The sequence below is a fragment of the Parabacteroides sp. ZJ-118 genome, from assembly GCF_011038785.1.
GTDB lineage: Bacteria > Bacteroidota > Bacteroidia > Bacteroidales > Tannerellaceae > Parabacteroides.
Window position 1 is genome coordinate 22,149 of the sequence record NZ_JAAKDT010000010.1, and the last position, 15,942, is coordinate 38,090.

The following is a 15,942-nucleotide window of genomic DNA, read 5'->3' on the forward strand; positions in this document are numbered from 1 at the left end:
AACGCTGTATCACGCCAGAAAGACGACATGTTTTTAAGCGAATAAAAACCATAACCCCGATACCCGATCTATCCGATCGTCTCAGCTCGTTTATTTTTTCCTATATTCGCGCCTATGGAAGAAGTCTATAGTTATTACCAAGAAAATATCGACGCTTATACACGGCGCTTGAGCCATTTGAAGAAGAAGATCCATCTGATGGGGAGTATCCGGTTGGCTTTAGTGGCAGGGGCGATCCTTTCCCTGTGGATATTCAGGGATGGGAGTTGGCAATGGTTGACGGGAATCGCCTTCGCTTATATCATCCCGTTCGCGTCGCTGATGTGGTACCACAATAAAATGTACGCACGAAAAGTATACGCTGAGACCTTGATCAAGCTGAACGAGGACGAGCTGAAAGGACTAGACTATGATTTCAGCGCATTCAACGGGGCAGCCGATAAGATCTCGGGCGGACACTCTTTCTGCTTGGATTTGGATGTGTTTGGAGACCGCTCCTTGTTTCAATCACTCAATCGTACCGTAACCGGGTTCGGGCGGGAGCGGCTGGCCCGTTGGTTCTCGAATCCCCTGACAGATAAGAAGGAGATCGTCAAACGGCAAGAGGCAGTCAAGGAATTAGCGGCTTTGTCCGCCTTACGGCAACATTTCTATGTGACGGGAATTATCCGGCAGGACACGATAGATACGAGAGACAACGATACCAACTTCATGGATCGACTCACTCAGCGTAAGCATAAATTCGTTGACAGCCTACCGTGGAAACTGTTGATCCGGGCAGTCCCCGCATTGTGGATCGTATCGGGTATCGCTTACTCGCTGGATTGGATCGGCGGGAGTTTATTGAATATGTATTTCTTGATCACGCTAGTGATCGCCTACGCACGTGCCCGGGAGATCAATGCGCTTTACGCGACCGTCAATAAGATGGAGTCTATCTTCAATCGATACGCAAAGCTGATGCGATGTGTGGAAGAAGACAACTTCCAGTCGGAAGAGCTGAAAGAGATCAGCGGGCAATTGGCGAGTGAGAAGGAATTGGCCTCGCGTGCCATTAAACGTCTGTCGTCGTATATCGGAGGATTAGACCAACGATTCAGCCTGGCGGGTATCATTTTCAATCTCTTCTACTTGCGGGATACACGACACGCCATCCTCTTGGAACGCTGGATCCAGACTTACTCCGATAAGCTTCCACTTTGGTTCGACGCATTGGCTCGTTTCGATGCGCTGAACTCGTTGGGAGGTTTCGCTTTTAACCATCCGGAATACATCTATCCGAAGATCGCCGACACTTATTTCCAAATGGAAGGCAAGGCTTTGGGACATCCTCTTTTGAACCGGGAAGTTTGCGTAAAGAACGGTATCGATATCCGCAAAAGTCCTTGGTTCCTAATTATCACCGGAGCGAACATGGCCGGAAAAAGTACATACCTCCGAACGATCGGTGTCAATTACTTATTGGCCTGCGTAGGCGCTCCGGTCTGTGCCGCCTCCTTGACGGTTTACCCCGCCCACATGGTCACCAGCTTGCGTACCTCGGATTCGTTGGCTGGCAACGAGTCTTATTTCTTCGCAGAGTTGAAACGGCTGAAAATGATTATCGACAGGCTGCAAAACGGAGAGAAGCTATTTATCATCTTGGACGAGATCTTGAAGGGAACAAATTCTGTCGACAAACAGAAAGGCTCCCTTGCCCTTATGAAGCAACTGGTCGCTTATAAGGCTTGCGGTATCATCGCCACCCACGATTTAGTGTTGGGTACTTTGGAGGAAGAGTTCCCGGAACAAATAAAGAATTATCGCTTCGAGGCGGATATAAAAGACGAGGAGCTATCCTTCTCTTACCAACTAAGAGAAGGGATAGCCCAGAACATGAATGCTTGTTTCTTGATGAACAAAATGGGAATCATCATTCATTGAGAATTGAGTATTAGAGGCTTGCCTTTAATATTCAATTCTTCTTGTATTTCGCCTTGATTGCCGGGAGCGCTTTCTGTATCTCCGCTATACGGGTGGCATCACTGGGGTGCGTACTCATAAATTCCGGAGTGGAGCCACTCTTTCCGGCGGACATCTTTTGCCAGAAGTTGACCGCCACGTCCGGATTGTATCCCGCCATAGTCATGAATACCAACCCCATATAATCCGCTTCCGACTCGTGCTTACGGGAGAACGGAAGCATTACGCCATACTGCGCTCCCACACCATATACCGTATTGGCCACCTGCTGTACCGCCGCGCTCTTATTGCTTACGGCCGCGCCTAAAATCGCCGCCCCATATTGGGCCATTAGTTGCTGGCTCATACGCTCATTGCTGTGTTTCGCTACGGCATGAGCGACCTCATGTCCGATGACCACAGCCAATTCATCGTCCGAGGAAACCAAAGGCAACAACCCCTCGTACACCACGATCTTACCGCCCGGCATACAGAAGGCGTTCACCTGCGGATCATTCACCAAATTAAACTCCCACGCGAAGTTTTTCACCTCATCCGCCATCCCGTTCGCGCGCAAATACGCCTCCGTAGCGGAGGCTATCCTCTTCCCTACCCGGGTTACCATAGCGCTCTTGTTCGCGTTCGTCGATTTTTTCGCCGTCTTTATATAATCGTTATACTGGGTAAGGCTGGACGACAACACCTCTTGATCCGAAACCAACAGCACTTGCTTACGTCCTGTCAACGGTACGCTGGAACAGCCTGCCAACAAAAGCAAGGCCACGAATAAACTTGCTATTTTTCTCATATCCTTTTATTTGAAATTAAACTTGATACTTTTTTAATAACGCGAAGATACTACCATTTTGTTCAAAACGACCACATCCTTTCGTCCTTTCTATAGGAAGTATTGGCCTTTTCCTATGATCTGAGTCTCCTTCAAAAAGATTACCAATCTACCCGAAACATTGCTTATTTGTTGATGGAGACATTCTATGCAATATTAATGTGCGTGCGTACATTAAAAAAACATCATTTAAGTATAAAACGGCGAGTGAAAACGATGTATGGTCAATACTGTGCCGGTTGTCGGCTTAGCTTATAACCGTTCTCGCCATAAAATAAGAGTCTTTTTGAGAAAGCGAAAGCATTTTGAATGAAAAGTCGTGAATAATAGATAGAAAAAAGCCCTTAGATGAATATTTATTCAATAACACTCCTTATATTTGCAGCCTGTTTCGCATAAATATACAACATGAGTACAAAGAAGGAACGATTGGATGCCATTTGCGGTATTATACAGACGAAGGTGATAAGTAATCAAGAAGAACTGCTTAAAGAATTGGAAGATAGCGGATTCTCGGTTACGCAAGCTACGCTTTCCCGCGACATCAAGCAACTGAAAGGAGCCAAGGTACACGACGGGAACGGAGATTATGTATATCGCCTTCCCGAAGAGAGTATAAGCAAACAAGCACGGCCGGAAGACAAGAACAGGCCGAATATCGAGTTTTCCGGCAATTTGGCGGTGGTGAAAACACGACCGGGTTACGCCATGGGAATCGCCTCGGACATAGACTCCCATGCTCCTAGCGAGATACTGGCCACCATAGCCGGAGATGATACGATCTTGGTAATCCCCCGCGACGGTGTAAGCCAAGAGGAGGTGATTGCCGCTTTATCACATTTCATATAAAAGGGAAAAACTAAGAACAAAACAATAAGATGGAACAAAAAATAGAAATTGATGTTATGATCGCTGAAGCCTCTCATGAGGTATATGTGGATACGATCCTGGAGACGATCGAGTCTGCCGCTAAAGTCCGGGGCACGGGTATCGCCAAACGTACGCACGAGTATGTGGCCCAGAAGATGAAAGAGGGCAAAGCGGTGATCGCCTTGGCGGGAAACGAGTTCGCCGGGTTTAGTTATATCGAGTCATGGGGAAACAAACAGTACGTGACTACCTCCGGCTTGATCGTGCATCCGGATTTCCGGGGCTTGGGCATAGCGAGACGCATCAAGGACATGACCTTCCGGCTTGCCCGCATGCGCTGGCCGAAAGCGAAGGTATTCAGCCTCACCTCCGGCGCTGCCGTGATGAAGATGAATACCGAATTGGGATATGTACCGGTAACGTTCTCCGACTTAACGGACGATGAGGCTTTCTGGCGGGGTTGCAACGGTTGCGTGAACCATGATATCTTGGAACGCACCGGGCGTAAGTATTGCATCTGCACGGCTATGCTGTTCGACCCGGCCGATCCGCATCGTGCGCAACGAGAGCGGGAGGCTCGCGATCAGGCTAAAAAAGACTAAATTAATACGATAAAAGAACAACCTAAAATAAAGAAACAATGAAGAAGAAAGTAGTAGTAGCGTTCAGCGGAGGTTTGGATACCTCGTTCACGGTCATGTATCTGGCGAAGGAAAAAGGATACGAGGTGTACGCCGCTTGCGCTAACACCGGTGGTTTCAGCGAGAAACAATTGAGACAAAACGAGGAGAACGCCTATAAGCTAGGCGCCACGAAATACGTGACGATCGACGTTACGAAAGAGTATTACGAGAAGAGCTTGAAGTACATGATTTTCGGGAACGTGCTGCGTAATGGTACGTATCCTATCTCCGTGAGCTCCGAGCGTATCTTCCAAGCTTTGGCGATCGCCCGCTACGCGAACGAGATTGGCGCCGACGCTGTCGCTCATGGTTCTACCGGAGCGGGTAACGATCAAATCCGTTTCGATATGACTTTCTTGGTATTGGCCCCGAACGTGGAGATTATCACTTTGACCCGCGATATGGCCTTGAGCCGTGATTTTGAGATCAACTACTTGAAGGAGCACGGTTTCGAGGCTGATTTCACGAAGTTGAAATATTCCTACAACGTAGGTCTTTGGGGAACCTCTATCTGCGGTGGCGAGATCCTCGATTCCGCGCAAGGATTGCCCGAGAGCGCTTATCTGAAACAAGTGGAAAAGACCGGTAGCGAGCAATTGCGCATTGAGTTCAAGAACGGTGAGGTTCATGCCGTGAACGGTGAGGTGTTCGAGGATAAGGTCGCCGCTATCCAGAAGATCGAGAAGATCGGGGCCGCTTATGGTATCGGTCGTGATATGCACGTGGGCGATACGATCATCGGTATCAAGGGGCGCGTCGGTTTCGAGGCTGCCGCTCCGATGTTGATTATCGGGGCGCACCGCTTCCTGGAGAAATATACGTTGAGCAAATGGCAACAATACTGGAAGGATCAGGTAGCGAACTGGTACGGCATGTTCTTGCACGAAAGCCAATATCTGGAACCGGTGATGCGCGATATCGAGGCGATGCTGCAAGAGTCTCAGCGTAACGTGAACGGTACGGCTATTCTGGAGCTTCGCCCGTTGTCCTTCTCTACCGTTGGCGTAGAGTCTGAAGACGACTTGGTAAAGACGAAATTCGGTGAGTACGGGGAGATGCAGAAAGGCTGGACCGCCGAGGACGCAAAAGGCTTTATCAAGGTTCTTTCCACTCCGTTGCGTGTTTATTATACAAACCATAAAGACGAGGAGATATGATTAAATGCGGAATTATAGGCGGAGCGGGTTACACGGCGGGTGAATTGATCCGCCTGCTCCTAAACCACCCTGATGCCGAGCTTACATTTATAAACAGTAGCAGTAACGCCGGTAACAAGATCACGGACGTGCATGGCGGTCTTTATGGCGAAACGGACTTGGTGTTCACCAGCGAGTTGCCGTTAGATAGCATCGACCTACTGTTCTTCTGTACCGCTCATGGCGATACGAAGAAGTTCATGGAGAGCCACACGATTCCCAAGAACGTGAAGATTATCGACTTGAGCATGGACTACCGGATCGAAGGCCCGGAGCACGATTTCGTATACGGCCTGCCGGAATTAAACCGCCGCCGGATTTGCGACGCCCGGCATATCGCGAACCCCGGTTGTTTCGCGACTTGCATCCAATTGGGCGTGTTGCCGCTGGCGAAGCACTTGATGCTGAATTCCGACTTGCATGTCAATGCCATCACGGGATCCACGGGAGCGGGCGTGAAGCCTTCTTCCACCTCTCACTTTAGCTGGCGCAACGACAACATATCGATCTATAAGCCTTTTACGCATCAACACTTGGCCGAGATCAACCAAAGCCTGAGCCAGTTGCAGAAGAGCTATTCAAGCCGAATCAACTTCATCCCCGTACGCGGTAATTTCTCCCGCGGCATATTCGCCACGACGTACATCGATTGCAAGATCGACTTGGTGGAGATCCGACGTATTTATGAGGAATACTATGAGGATCACAGCTTCACGTTTATCACCGATAAGAACCCGGATTTGAAACAGGTGGTAAATACAAATAAATGCTTGATCCACTTACAAAAAATAGATGGTAAGCTTCTTATCATCTCTATGATCGATAACTTATTGAAGGGCGCCAGCGGCCAAGCGGTCCACAACATGAACTTATTGTTCGGGTTGGAAGAGACAGTAGGCTTGCACTTGAAACCCTCAGCGTTTTAAAAAATACGACAAAGATGAATTTATTCGACGTATATCCATTATTTAATATAGAGATCGTACAAGGCAAAGGATGTCATGTATGGGATAGCGAGGGAAATGAGTACCTCGATTTATATGGCGGCCATGCCGTGATGTCGGTGGGTCACAGCCACCCTGCTTACGTAAAGGCGATCACCGAGCAGGTAAATAAATTAGGCTTTTATTCGAACTCGGTCATAAATAGCTTGCAACAGAAATTAGCGGATAAGCTAGGGAAGGCTTCCGGCTACGATGATTATTCGTTGTTCTTGATCAACTCCGGAGCGGAGGCGAACGAGAACGCGTTAAAACTGGCCTCTTTTCACAACGGGAAAAAGCGGGTGATCGCATTCAAGCACGCCTTTCATGGCCGTACCTCCGCCGCCGTACGTGTGACGGATAACCCGAAGATCATCGCTCCGGTCAATGAGGATCTGGCGGTTACTTATCTTCCATTGAACGACGCTCCCGCCGTAGAGGAAGCGTTGAAGAAGGGGGATGTATCTTCCGTGATCATCGAAGGTATCCAGGGTGTAGGTGGTATCCAATTGCCAACGGATGATTTCATGCGCGAGTTACGCGATCTGTGTACGACTTATGAGACCTGTCTGATCGTGGATGAGATTCAATCCGGATATGGAAGAAGCGGTAAATTCTTCGCGCATCAGTATGCCGGCATCAAACCGGATCTGATCTCGGTAGCGAAAGGTATCGCCAATGGCTTCCCGATGGGCGGGTTATTGATCAGCCCGAAATTCAAGCCGGTTTACGGTATGCTCGGCACTACTTTCGGCGGTAACCATTTGGCTTGCGCAGCTGCTATCGCCGTTCTGGATATCATGGAAGACGAGCGTTTGATTGATAACGTGGCGAAAGTGGGTGCCTATTTATTGGACGAGCTTCACCAGCTTCCGGGTATCAAGGAAATTCGGGGTCGCGGTTTGATGATCGGTATCGAGTTCGAGCAATCTATCAAGGAGGTGCGTAGCAAACTTCTCTTTGAGGAGAAAGTGTTCACAGGCGTAGCCGGAATCCATACGATCCGTCTGCTTCCTCCGCTTTGTTTGACAATGGATGAGGCCCGGGAATTTATCCGTCGCTTCAAGAAAGTCCTAAACGCTTAATTGTTCTTTATTTCATAAAAAGGGAGGATGTCTTAATCAGCGTTCTCCTTTTTTCATACCTCCCCCGACGGCTACGTAAGTTAAGTATCACCCTTTGTCATGAAAACACCATTCCTTTTCCCGAAAAAACACTAACTTTACGCGGTCTAGACTTTGAGTCTTCAATTACTAATGAACACGATTGATGAAATATCTATTTATAGGAATATTCACTTTGTTGTGCCTGATTGCCTGTCAATCTAACGACTCCCAATACATCCTAGAAGGCACCTTACCCACCACGCAGCAGGATGGGGAATGGGTTTATTTGGCACCTATGGAAAACGCCTCGATCGAAAATATCGATTCTACGAGGATAGAGAACGCACGATTTACTTTCCAAGGGACGGGAGAAGAGATGAAGGTCCTCCGTATGCGCATCCTTTTGCGTTTCAAGTTCCAAGAATTACTGGTCGTAACGGAACCGGGCGTGACCTCGGTACGGATAGACTCCATCAGCTCGGCCTCCGGTACCGCGCAAAACGATGCCTTGCAGCATTGGAAAGAGCGGAAACAAAAGACCGATGGCGAATCTTATGCTTTACGGACTGCGCTTAAGACTTGCTCGCCGGAAGATTCCGGCCGCATCAAGCAGGCGTGGGACTCCTTGCGAGTAGAGACGCAAGCTTTTAATTACGCATTCATGAAAGAACATATCCACCAAACGGTCGGGAAATTCCTCTATAAGATGATAAAGCCCTCCTTGACCGAAGAACAACGGAGGGAACTGGATGAAGCGAATCTTTAAACAAGATCTGTCGATCACGCTGGCGGTATTGGGGATAGCGATTTTCGCTTTCTTCTTCCGGATGTACCCCTATCATTTGTTCCACAAAGAGCAAATGATGTTGTTCTTGTACAGCGAGGAGTTTCTCCGCGGATATTTTCAGGAGGGAGCGTGGCTGGCTTGTCTCGCCGGCGATTTCCTTACGCAATTCTTTTATTATATCGGGGGAGGCCCGTTCATCCTAAGCGTTGTCTTAACGTTATTCGCCCTGCTTACCTACCGGACATTCCGGCAATTCGTCGGCAAGAAATATGCCCTTCCTCTTATGATACTGCTTGTATTATGGGAGACAGGAAGGTCTTGCGGACTCGCCTATCCGTTGTCCGCGACTCTCTCCTTGATCGGTGCGGAAGGTGTTTTCCTTTTATATAGCCGGAGCCAAACCGAGGGGCAGCGTCTTCTCTCCTGTATTCCCGCCATGCTTCTTTGCTATTGGTGTTTCGGGTACGGGGCATGGCTCTGTCTCGCCCTTATGTTGGCCGCCGGAGTCATAGCGCACCATCAAAAGCTAAGTGCCCTGCTCGCGGCGGGTATATTGCTTCTTCCGGCGACCTCATATCCCGCTACCACCTGGTGGAGTAAACCGGATCTCGACCGGGAGTATGTACTCAGCCTCGATGCGGAACATTATTTCGGGAATATACAAAAGATGCGAAAATATCTCGAGACAGACCGCCACATCCTTTGGGCTACCTACTACCGAAACCTGTACAACGCCGCGTATCCGTCCGAGACCAACTTACCCGGATCTCTCTCCCGGAACCTCCTGGCGTGGGATCAACCGGGCACGAAAGCATTGATCCTCCCCGTGAATCCATCCGCGTCTTTCCTCTCTATCCTATTCGCCAACGAGTTGTGGCTCGCGGTAGGAGATATGACCATGGCCGAGCATTGTGCCATGCTAAGTATGATCTTCTCTCCCCGCAATTCAGGCAGCCGTATGATAAAACGGCTGGCTGAGATCAATCTGGTCAATGGGGATGATGGGGCGGCTCTTAAATATTTGCGTATATTAGACAAGACACTGCTTCATAAAAGCTGGGCCGAAAAGAGAATGCCCGGTCAGCAGACCCCGCAGGTAATGGATTGGTTGGAGAAAAAACGTAGAGACATCCCGGCCCAAGACCCACTGCGTTCCGGTAATGATGCCGTGACTTCCTTACGGAACTTAGTCGCCTCAAACGCCGGGAACCTGTGCGCTTACGAATATTTGCTCTGCTATCATTTACTCTCCAAAGATCTCCATTCCTTTGCAGAAGATTATGTGCCGGGCAAGGTATCCAGTCCTATCTTCGCCGAGGCCATGCTGATCAATCTCGCCCGCAAAGGTAACATCCGTGCGGAAGAGCTTATAAAATACCAAATACCGGTAGAGACAGCAAAAGGATTCGCCGATTATACTCGGCTTTATGAGGCAAAGGACACGAGCTTGAGAGAGAAATACGACAAGACCTATTGGTTCTATTATCATTTTGCGACCACAGAATCCGGAAAGGAGAATAAGCCATGAAAGAGACAAGAAGCCTAAAAGGAGACACAATCTATTGCCTCGTCTGGATCATCTGCTTGTTGACAGGATGTACCCCTACCCCGAAGCAAATAGAGGATACCACAGACCCGATCCCCATGTATCCCGATTATACGGATATCCGGATCCCCGCGAATATCGCCCCGCTCAACTTCTTATTGAGAAACGATGCGGACGCTATGCAAGTAACCTTAAAGGGGAAATCAAAGGAGATCCGATTATCTTTCGGGGAAAAAGCCATTTTCCCTTTAACTCTATGGGAAAACCTCCTAGAACAGGAGGTGGGCAGCCGCCTGCAAATAACCGTGGTCGCCCGTATCAGGGGCAAATGGCTCCGCTACCCCTCTTTCTACTGGCAAGTAGTCCAGGAGGAACTGGATAATTATATAAGCTACCGGCTCATCGAACCGGGTTACGAGGTATGGAACAAGATCCAATTGCGCGAACGGGAGATCAAGACCTTCAAGGAACGGGTCATCGCCGACAATAAAGATACCGATGGTTCTTGTGTGAACTGCCATATTTACGGAAATAAGAAGGGAAGTTTATCCATGTTTCATTTACGGGGAGAACGGGGAGGCACCCTGCTGAACCGTGACGGATACTTGAGGAAATTGAAACTGAGCAACGACGGTCTGCCGAACGGGGCTGTCTATGGCGATTTCCATCCATCGGGGCAATTCGCCGTCTTTTCCACGAATATCATCATCCCCGCTTTTCATTCGCAAGGAAGTAAGCGATTGGAAGTCTATGACACGACTTCCGACCTAGTTGTCGCCGATTTCAGGGGACAACAACTCATCAGCTCCCCTTTGACTAGCCGGAAGGATGTGTTAGAGACCTTCCCTACCTTCTCTCCCGATGGGAATTGGATCTATTATTGTTCCGCGCCCCTCAAGCCATTGCCCGATAGTATCCATAGCCTAAAATATTCCCTACACCGCATATCTTTCCATAAAGACACCAAAGAATGGGGCCGACGGATCGAGACCGTATGGAATGCCCGAAAGCATAATGGCTCCGCCTGCCATCCCAAGATATCGCCCGACGGGAAATACCTGCTTTTCACGGTAGCTGATTATGGGACTTTCCCGATCTGGCACCGGGAAACAGATCTGCATATGATGAACCTACAGACCGGGAAGATAGATACCCTACCTGCCGTCAACTCCGATAAATCGGATACCTACCACAGCTGGTCCTCGAATAGCCATTGGTTTGTCTTTGCCAGTAAGCGGGATGATGGGTTGTACGGAAAGCCTTATTTCTCTTACGTGGATAGTGCCGGAAGAGCCTATAAACCGTTCGTACTCCCGCAAAAGGACCCGGAACATTACGATATCACGTTAAAATCTTATAATATACCTGAATTATCCACCAGCGAGCTTCCTTTCGACGCAGAAGATGTACAAGAGATCTACTACAACGAGGAGGCCGAGATTTTTAAATAACAGGATCATGGAAAATACACATAAACATAGGTACCTGAGAGGGATCGCCTCCTTATTATTCGGTGGTGCGATTTGCCTGTTTTGGGGACTTTATTATCCCCATCATTTACATTACCACGAACAATTCCAGTTATTTCTGTTCACGCCGGAATATGGAATCGACAAATGCCTCTATCCCGGAGGTATCGCGGAATATATAGCGGAGTTCCTGACGCAGTTCTATTATTTCGCTTGGGCAGGAGCTGTGATCTTGGCGATCGTCCTCGTGCTTATCCAACGGCAAATAAACTGGCTTGCCAAACAAATGGGGGCTTCCGACTTCTGGTATCCATTCAGTTTTCTCCCCTCCATCCTGCTCTGGGTGTTTTTATGTGATGAGAATGCCCTGCTGGCATTTCCCATCTCCATAACACTCGCCCTCCTCGCTCTAATCATCCAGCGAAAAATCGCTCATCCATGGGGACAAATCATCTATACGCTCCTAATGATGCCGATACTCTACTGGGTGGTAGGTGGTGGAGCCTATTTCATCTTCGTGATCGGAGTAGCAATCGGGCATTGCATCAAATTCGTGCCAGCCGCATCCAAGAAATCCAATCTATGGATTCCTGTCTACATCTTGCTTGGAATCCTATGCCCCCTATTGGCACAAAGCCTCACGCAATATCCATTGCTTAGCCTCATGGTCGGCATCGATTATTACCGTTTCCCCATGATCGTTCCCAATACGCTATTACTGTCAATCGTTACCGTAGCCATGATTCCCGGGGCACTCGCTTTACTTCCCCCACCGGAAAAGGGTACCAAGGCTTGGAGGGTTGTTATCCCCACCTTGATTCTTATCGGTGGCGGTACATGGATCTATGCCGCCGGCAATCCGGATAAGGAGGAGGTCTTGAAATACGATTACCTCACTCGCATGAAACAATGGAATAAGATCATCAAGGCGGCGGAAAACAAAGAACCTGATTCTCCCTTCTCCGTGACCTGCCTGAATCTGGCTCTCGCCAAGACCGGACAATTAGGGGATCGCATGTTTCATTTCTACCAGAATGGAACAGAAGGGTTGATCCCGGCCTTCCAAAGAGATTTTATCTCACCGCTCCCAACCAGCGAGATATTCTATCATCTGGGAATGATCAACTCCTCGCAACGCTATATGTTCGAGGCGATGGAGGCTATCCCCGACTATAAGAAAAGCGGACGTGCCTATATGCGGCTGGCGGAGACCAATTTGATCAATGGACAATACGCTGTTGCCGCCAAATACCTGCGGGCCTTGCAGCAGACCTTGTTCTATAAGAAATGGGCGACCCATGCCATGAGCTATCTGAATAACGATGAAAAAATAGAGAAACATCCCGAATGGGGATGGCTGAGGGAAGCCCGATATACGGAAGATTTCTTGTTCAGCGACACGGAAATGGATGTCATGCTGGGTTTATTACTGCAACATAACAAAAGTAACCGGATGGCTTTCGAGTATATGTTAGCCTACGTTTTGCAAAAGAAGGATCTGGAACGTTTCATGAAATATTATCCGCTGGGAAAAGACCTGGGCTATAACCACATACCCATCTCTTACCAAGAGGCATTGATCTTCATTTGGACACAGCAGCATCCTAATTTCCAAGGCCTTCCTTGGAGCATTTCCCGCAATGTATTGGAAGGGGTAAGCGAGTTCGCCCGTGTTTATGTGACACAAAAAAACTCCGAGCCTATCCTTCGCCCGAAATATGAGAAGACATTTTGGTATTACTTATTATTCAGAAAATAAATGACCATGAGAAAACTTATCTTACTATATATATGTGTGGCGTTATTCACCGCTTGTGAGGAATCGGTGGTATCCCCCGAACAAATAGAGAAATACCCGTCCATCTATCCGGATTACATCGGGGTGACAATTCCCGCCACGATAGCTCCTATGAATTTCTCTTATGCGGATACCTCCTATGAGCGGATCGATGTTATCGTAAAAGGACGCCAAGGCAAAGCAGTACATATAAACGCAAGGCGGCATGTCAAATTCCCGGAAAAAGAGTGGAAACAACTGCTCACCTCCAATCAAGGCGATAGTTTACTCTTTACTGTCAGTATCCAGCAAAAGGGTCGATGGAGTACTTACAAACCTTTCCCCATGTACATCAGCCCCTACCCGATCGATTACGGTTTGGCATACCGGAAGATCGCTCCCGGCTATGAAGTCTATAGTCGTATGGGCATTTATGAGCGTGATCTATCGTCTCATAAAGAAAGGCCCTTGGTGGAAAACACGTTGGTCAAAGGTATGTGCGTAAACTGCCATGCCTTCAACCGTACGGACCCGAGCTATTTCAGCCTTCATATCCGAGGGACGCATGGGGCCACTTTTATGAGAACTGATAATAAGGATGAATACCTCAACACGAAAACAGACCGGACAATCACTGCCTGTGTCTATCCCTACTGGCATCCCGGAGGTGAATATATAGCGTATTCCACGAACAACACCCGGCAATCGTTCCATACGGTTAAAGACGAGCGGGTAGAAGTCTTGGATCTGGAATCTGATGTAGTCGTTTACCATCCGGCAGACCATCATCTGCTCCTTTGCGATTCCTTGCAAAAGAAAGACAGGTTCGAGACCTTCCCCGCCTTCTCCCCGGATGGTCGTACGCTTTACTTTTGTTCCGCCGAAGCTAGAAAGATTCCGGAAGCCTATAAAGAGATCAGATATAACCTATGTCGTATCGATTTCGATCCCTCCACCGGTGCATTCGGGAGCCGTATCGATACGTTGGTGAACGCCGAGGCTTTAGGAAAAAGCGTATCTTTTCCCCGTCCTTCCTATGACGGCAAATATATTATGTTCACCTTATCTGATTACGGAAACTTTTCGATCTGGCATAAAGAGGCGGATCTATGGTTACTGGAATTGACAAGCGGAAACCTCCGCAAGCTATCCGAGGTAAATAGCGATGATACCGAAAGCTTTCACAACTGGAGCGGCAACTCCCGTTGGTTTGTCTTCAGTAGCCGCCGGGGTGACGGCCTTTATACCCGCCTTTACCTGGCAAGCATGGATGAAAATGGCAAGATAAGCAAGCCCTTTCTCCTTCCCCAAGAAGATCCGGAGACCTATTACGATCGCTCGGTCTATTCCTATAATGTCCCGGATTTCGTCAATACCCCGATCCAATTGGACACAAAAGTATTCAGGAAGAAGATAACCTCAAAAGAGCGTATACAGGTACAAGCTAAGAAATAGAAATAATACCACTATCCGATAAAATAATATTAGATTGTCTGCCCGATACCTCTTACATTCGCATTCATAAAGAAAGACAGTTATCATGAAGTACACGAAATTAATCACTATGTTATGCCTAGGGGCATTAGTCGCCTGTTCACCGTCGAAGAAAGGACAGGAGCCGGCAACCGAGCAGGTTTCGCCGAGAGAACGTCTCATAAAGAACCTGCGTGCGATTCCACAAAAAGGAATCATGTTCGGACATCACGATGATACGGTTTATGGCATCGGATGGGAATTTGAGGAGGGAGGTTCAGACGTGCAGAAAGTATGCGGCGATTATCCGGCCGTTATCAGCTTTGATCTTGGAGAGATCGAACTCGGAGGAGATAAAAGCCTGGATAAAGTACCGTTCGAGAAAATACGACAAGAAATCATCCACCAATACAACCGGGGAGGCTTGGTATCCTTAAGTTGGCATGCCCGTAACCCTAAAACCGGAGGGGACGCCTGGGACGTATCCGATCATGCCGTCGTGAAATCGATCCTTCCGGAAGGAGAGAACTACGCAAAATTCCAAAGCTGGCTAGGCAAGGTGTGTGATTTCATCCTTTCCTTGAAAACAAGCGATGGCACCAAGATCCCGGTTCTGTTCCGTCCTTGGCACGAACACACCGGAAGTTGGTTCTGGTGGGGACAGGATTTATGTACCGCAGATGAATACAAGGCGCTATGGCGAATGACCGCCGATTATCTAAACGCTCACGGGGCGACAGACCAGATCGTATACGCTTATTCCACGGGTACAGAGCCGCAGGATCAGGCGTCTTACCTGGAACGTTACCCCGGAGATGACTTGATCGATGTCCTAGGCTTTGACGCTTACCAACGGGAAGATAAGGATTTTTTCTTGAAAAGCATGGATACCAGTCTTTCCGTAATAGACAGCATAGGCAAAGCCAACCGTAAGATCATAGCGGTCACGGAGACTGGCTACGAAGGGGTACCAGATTCCACATGGTGGACGGGAACCCTGCTGCCTGCCCTGGAGAAATATCCGGTCGCTTATGTATTGGTGTGGAGAAACGCCCGAGAGAGAGTCACTCACTACTTTGCCCCCTATCCCGGACAAACCTCAGCCAAGGATTTCAAGAAGTTCTTTGAAAATCCGAAAACATTATTCACCTCCGACATCGACCTCTATAAATAACATCATACATAACAGATAAAGCACGTCATATCCAGTCGTAGAGACGGGGCATGCCCCGTCTCTCCTCCATCTGGTGATATCTTTAAAGCA

The 15,942-nt window shown here is 48.5% G+C and carries 13 protein-coding genes; 12 read left to right on the forward strand and 1 reads right to left on the reverse strand.

Going from position 1 to position 15,942, the window contains the following annotated elements; genetic code table 11:
• The first annotated feature begins 114 nt into the window (after nucleotides 1–114).
• Nucleotides 115–1,923, forward strand: coding sequence for a MutS family DNA mismatch repair protein (locus tag G7Y39_RS04645; RefSeq protein WP_165155539.1), 1,809 nt, complete (start codon nucleotides 115–117; stop codon nucleotides 1,921–1,923).
• Between the two features lie 31 nt (nucleotides 1,924–1,954).
• Here the strand turns inward: G7Y39_RS04645 and G7Y39_RS04650 are convergent, their stop codons facing one another.
• Nucleotides 1,955–2,749, reverse strand: coding sequence for a M48 family metallopeptidase (locus G7Y39_RS04650; protein WP_165155541.1), 795 nt, complete (start codon nucleotides 2,747–2,749; stop codon nucleotides 1,955–1,957).
• Between the two features lie 447 nt (nucleotides 2,750–3,196).
• On the opposite strand from G7Y39_RS04650, the gene G7Y39_RS04655 reads away from it, so the two are divergent.
• The 11 genes from G7Y39_RS04655 to G7Y39_RS04705 all read left to right on the forward strand — a co-directional run bounded on the left by G7Y39_RS04655 (nucleotide 3,197) and on the right by G7Y39_RS04705 (nucleotide 15,852).
• On the forward strand, nucleotides 3,197–3,637 hold the full coding sequence (locus tag G7Y39_RS04655) for an arginine repressor (RefSeq protein ID WP_165155543.1): 441 nt from the start codon (nucleotides 3,197–3,199) through the stop codon (nucleotides 3,635–3,637).
• 29 nt (nucleotides 3,638–3,666) lie between these two features.
• Nucleotides 3,667–4,260, forward strand: coding sequence for a GNAT family N-acetyltransferase (locus G7Y39_RS04660; protein ID WP_165155545.1), 594 nt, complete (start codon nucleotides 3,667–3,669; stop codon nucleotides 4,258–4,260).
• A 38-nt stretch (nucleotides 4,261–4,298) separates the two neighbouring features.
• Nucleotides 4,299–5,498, forward strand: a complete 1,200-nt coding sequence (locus G7Y39_RS04665) for an argininosuccinate synthase (protein ID WP_165155547.1) — start codon at nucleotides 4,299–4,301, stop codon at nucleotides 5,496–5,498.
• Nucleotides 5,495–6,463: an N-acetyl-gamma-glutamyl-phosphate reductase gene (gene argC / locus G7Y39_RS04670; protein ID WP_165155549.1), complete on the forward strand. Its 969-nt coding sequence runs from the start codon at nucleotides 5,495–5,497 to the stop codon at nucleotides 6,461–6,463. The genes G7Y39_RS04665 and argC overlap by 4 nt, the downstream gene beginning before the upstream one ends.
• A 14-nt stretch (nucleotides 6,464–6,477) precedes the next feature.
• Entirely contained in the window at nucleotides 6,478–7,605 is a 1,128-nt protein-coding gene (locus tag G7Y39_RS04675) for an aspartate aminotransferase family protein (RefSeq protein ID WP_165155551.1), read from the forward strand.
• Nucleotides 7,606–7,789: 184 nt separating this feature from the next.
• Nucleotides 7,790–8,392 carry a DUF4369 domain-containing protein gene (locus G7Y39_RS04680; protein ID WP_165155553.1) on the forward strand — a complete coding sequence of 201 codons (603 nt, stop codon included), beginning with the start codon at nucleotides 7,790–7,792 and terminating at the stop codon, nucleotides 8,390–8,392.
• A complete protein-coding gene (locus G7Y39_RS04685; protein ID WP_165155555.1) occupies nucleotides 8,376–9,941 on the forward strand; it encodes a DUF6057 family protein in 1,566 nt (521 codons plus the stop codon). Before G7Y39_RS04680 ends, G7Y39_RS04685 begins: the two co-directional genes overlap by 17 nt.
• Nucleotides 9,938–11,410 carry a PD40 domain-containing protein gene (locus G7Y39_RS04690; protein WP_165155557.1) on the forward strand — a complete coding sequence of 491 codons (1,473 nt, stop codon included), beginning with the start codon at nucleotides 9,938–9,940 and terminating at the stop codon, nucleotides 11,408–11,410. Before G7Y39_RS04685 ends, G7Y39_RS04690 begins: the two co-directional genes overlap by 4 nt.
• A 7-nt stretch (nucleotides 11,411–11,417) precedes the next feature.
• Nucleotides 11,418–13,187, forward strand: coding sequence for a DUF6057 family protein (locus G7Y39_RS04695; protein ID WP_165155559.1), 1,770 nt, complete (start codon nucleotides 11,418–11,420; stop codon nucleotides 13,185–13,187).
• Between the two features lie 6 nt (nucleotides 13,188–13,193).
• Entirely contained in the window at nucleotides 13,194–14,660 is a 1,467-nt protein-coding gene (locus G7Y39_RS04700; RefSeq protein ID WP_165155561.1) for a PD40 domain-containing protein, read from the forward strand.
• A gap of 85 nt (nucleotides 14,661–14,745) precedes the next feature.
• Nucleotides 14,746–15,852, forward strand: a complete 1,107-nt coding sequence (locus tag G7Y39_RS04705) for a glycoside hydrolase family 26 protein (RefSeq protein WP_165155563.1) — start codon at nucleotides 14,746–14,748, stop codon at nucleotides 15,850–15,852.
• Nucleotides 15,853–15,942: the final 90 nt, after the last annotated feature.

Bases quoted from the DNA above. Each gene is read 5' to 3' on its own strand.
- G7Y39_RS04645 (WP_165155539.1), top strand. From the start codon at position 115: ATGGAAGAAGTCTATAGTTATTACCAAGAAAATATCGACGCTTATACA.
- G7Y39_RS04650 (WP_165155541.1), bottom strand. From the start codon at position 2,749: ATGAGAAAAATAGCAAGTTTATTCGTGGCCTTGCTTTTGTTGGCAGGC.
- G7Y39_RS04655 (WP_165155543.1), top strand. From the start codon at position 3,197: ATGAGTACAAAGAAGGAACGATTGGATGCCATTTGCGGTATTATACAG.
- G7Y39_RS04660 (WP_165155545.1), top strand. From the start codon at position 3,667: ATGGAACAAAAAATAGAAATTGATGTTATGATCGCTGAAGCCTCTCAT.
- G7Y39_RS04665 (WP_165155547.1), top strand. From the start codon at position 4,299: ATGAAGAAGAAAGTAGTAGTAGCGTTCAGCGGAGGTTTGGATACCTCG.
- argC (WP_165155549.1), top strand. From the start codon at position 5,495: ATGATTAAATGCGGAATTATAGGCGGAGCGGGTTACACGGCGGGTGAA.
- G7Y39_RS04675 (WP_165155551.1), top strand. From the start codon at position 6,478: ATGAATTTATTCGACGTATATCCATTATTTAATATAGAGATCGTACAA.
- G7Y39_RS04680 (WP_165155553.1), top strand. From the start codon at position 7,790: ATGAAATATCTATTTATAGGAATATTCACTTTGTTGTGCCTGATTGCC.
- G7Y39_RS04685 (WP_165155555.1), top strand. From the start codon at position 8,376: ATGAAGCGAATCTTTAAACAAGATCTGTCGATCACGCTGGCGGTATTG.
- G7Y39_RS04690 (WP_165155557.1), top strand. From the start codon at position 9,938: ATGAAAGAGACAAGAAGCCTAAAAGGAGACACAATCTATTGCCTCGTC.
- G7Y39_RS04695 (WP_165155559.1), top strand. From the start codon at position 11,418: ATGGAAAATACACATAAACATAGGTACCTGAGAGGGATCGCCTCCTTA.
- G7Y39_RS04700 (WP_165155561.1), top strand. From the start codon at position 13,194: ATGAGAAAACTTATCTTACTATATATATGTGTGGCGTTATTCACCGCT.
- G7Y39_RS04705 (WP_165155563.1), top strand. From the start codon at position 14,746: ATGAAGTACACGAAATTAATCACTATGTTATGCCTAGGGGCATTAGTC.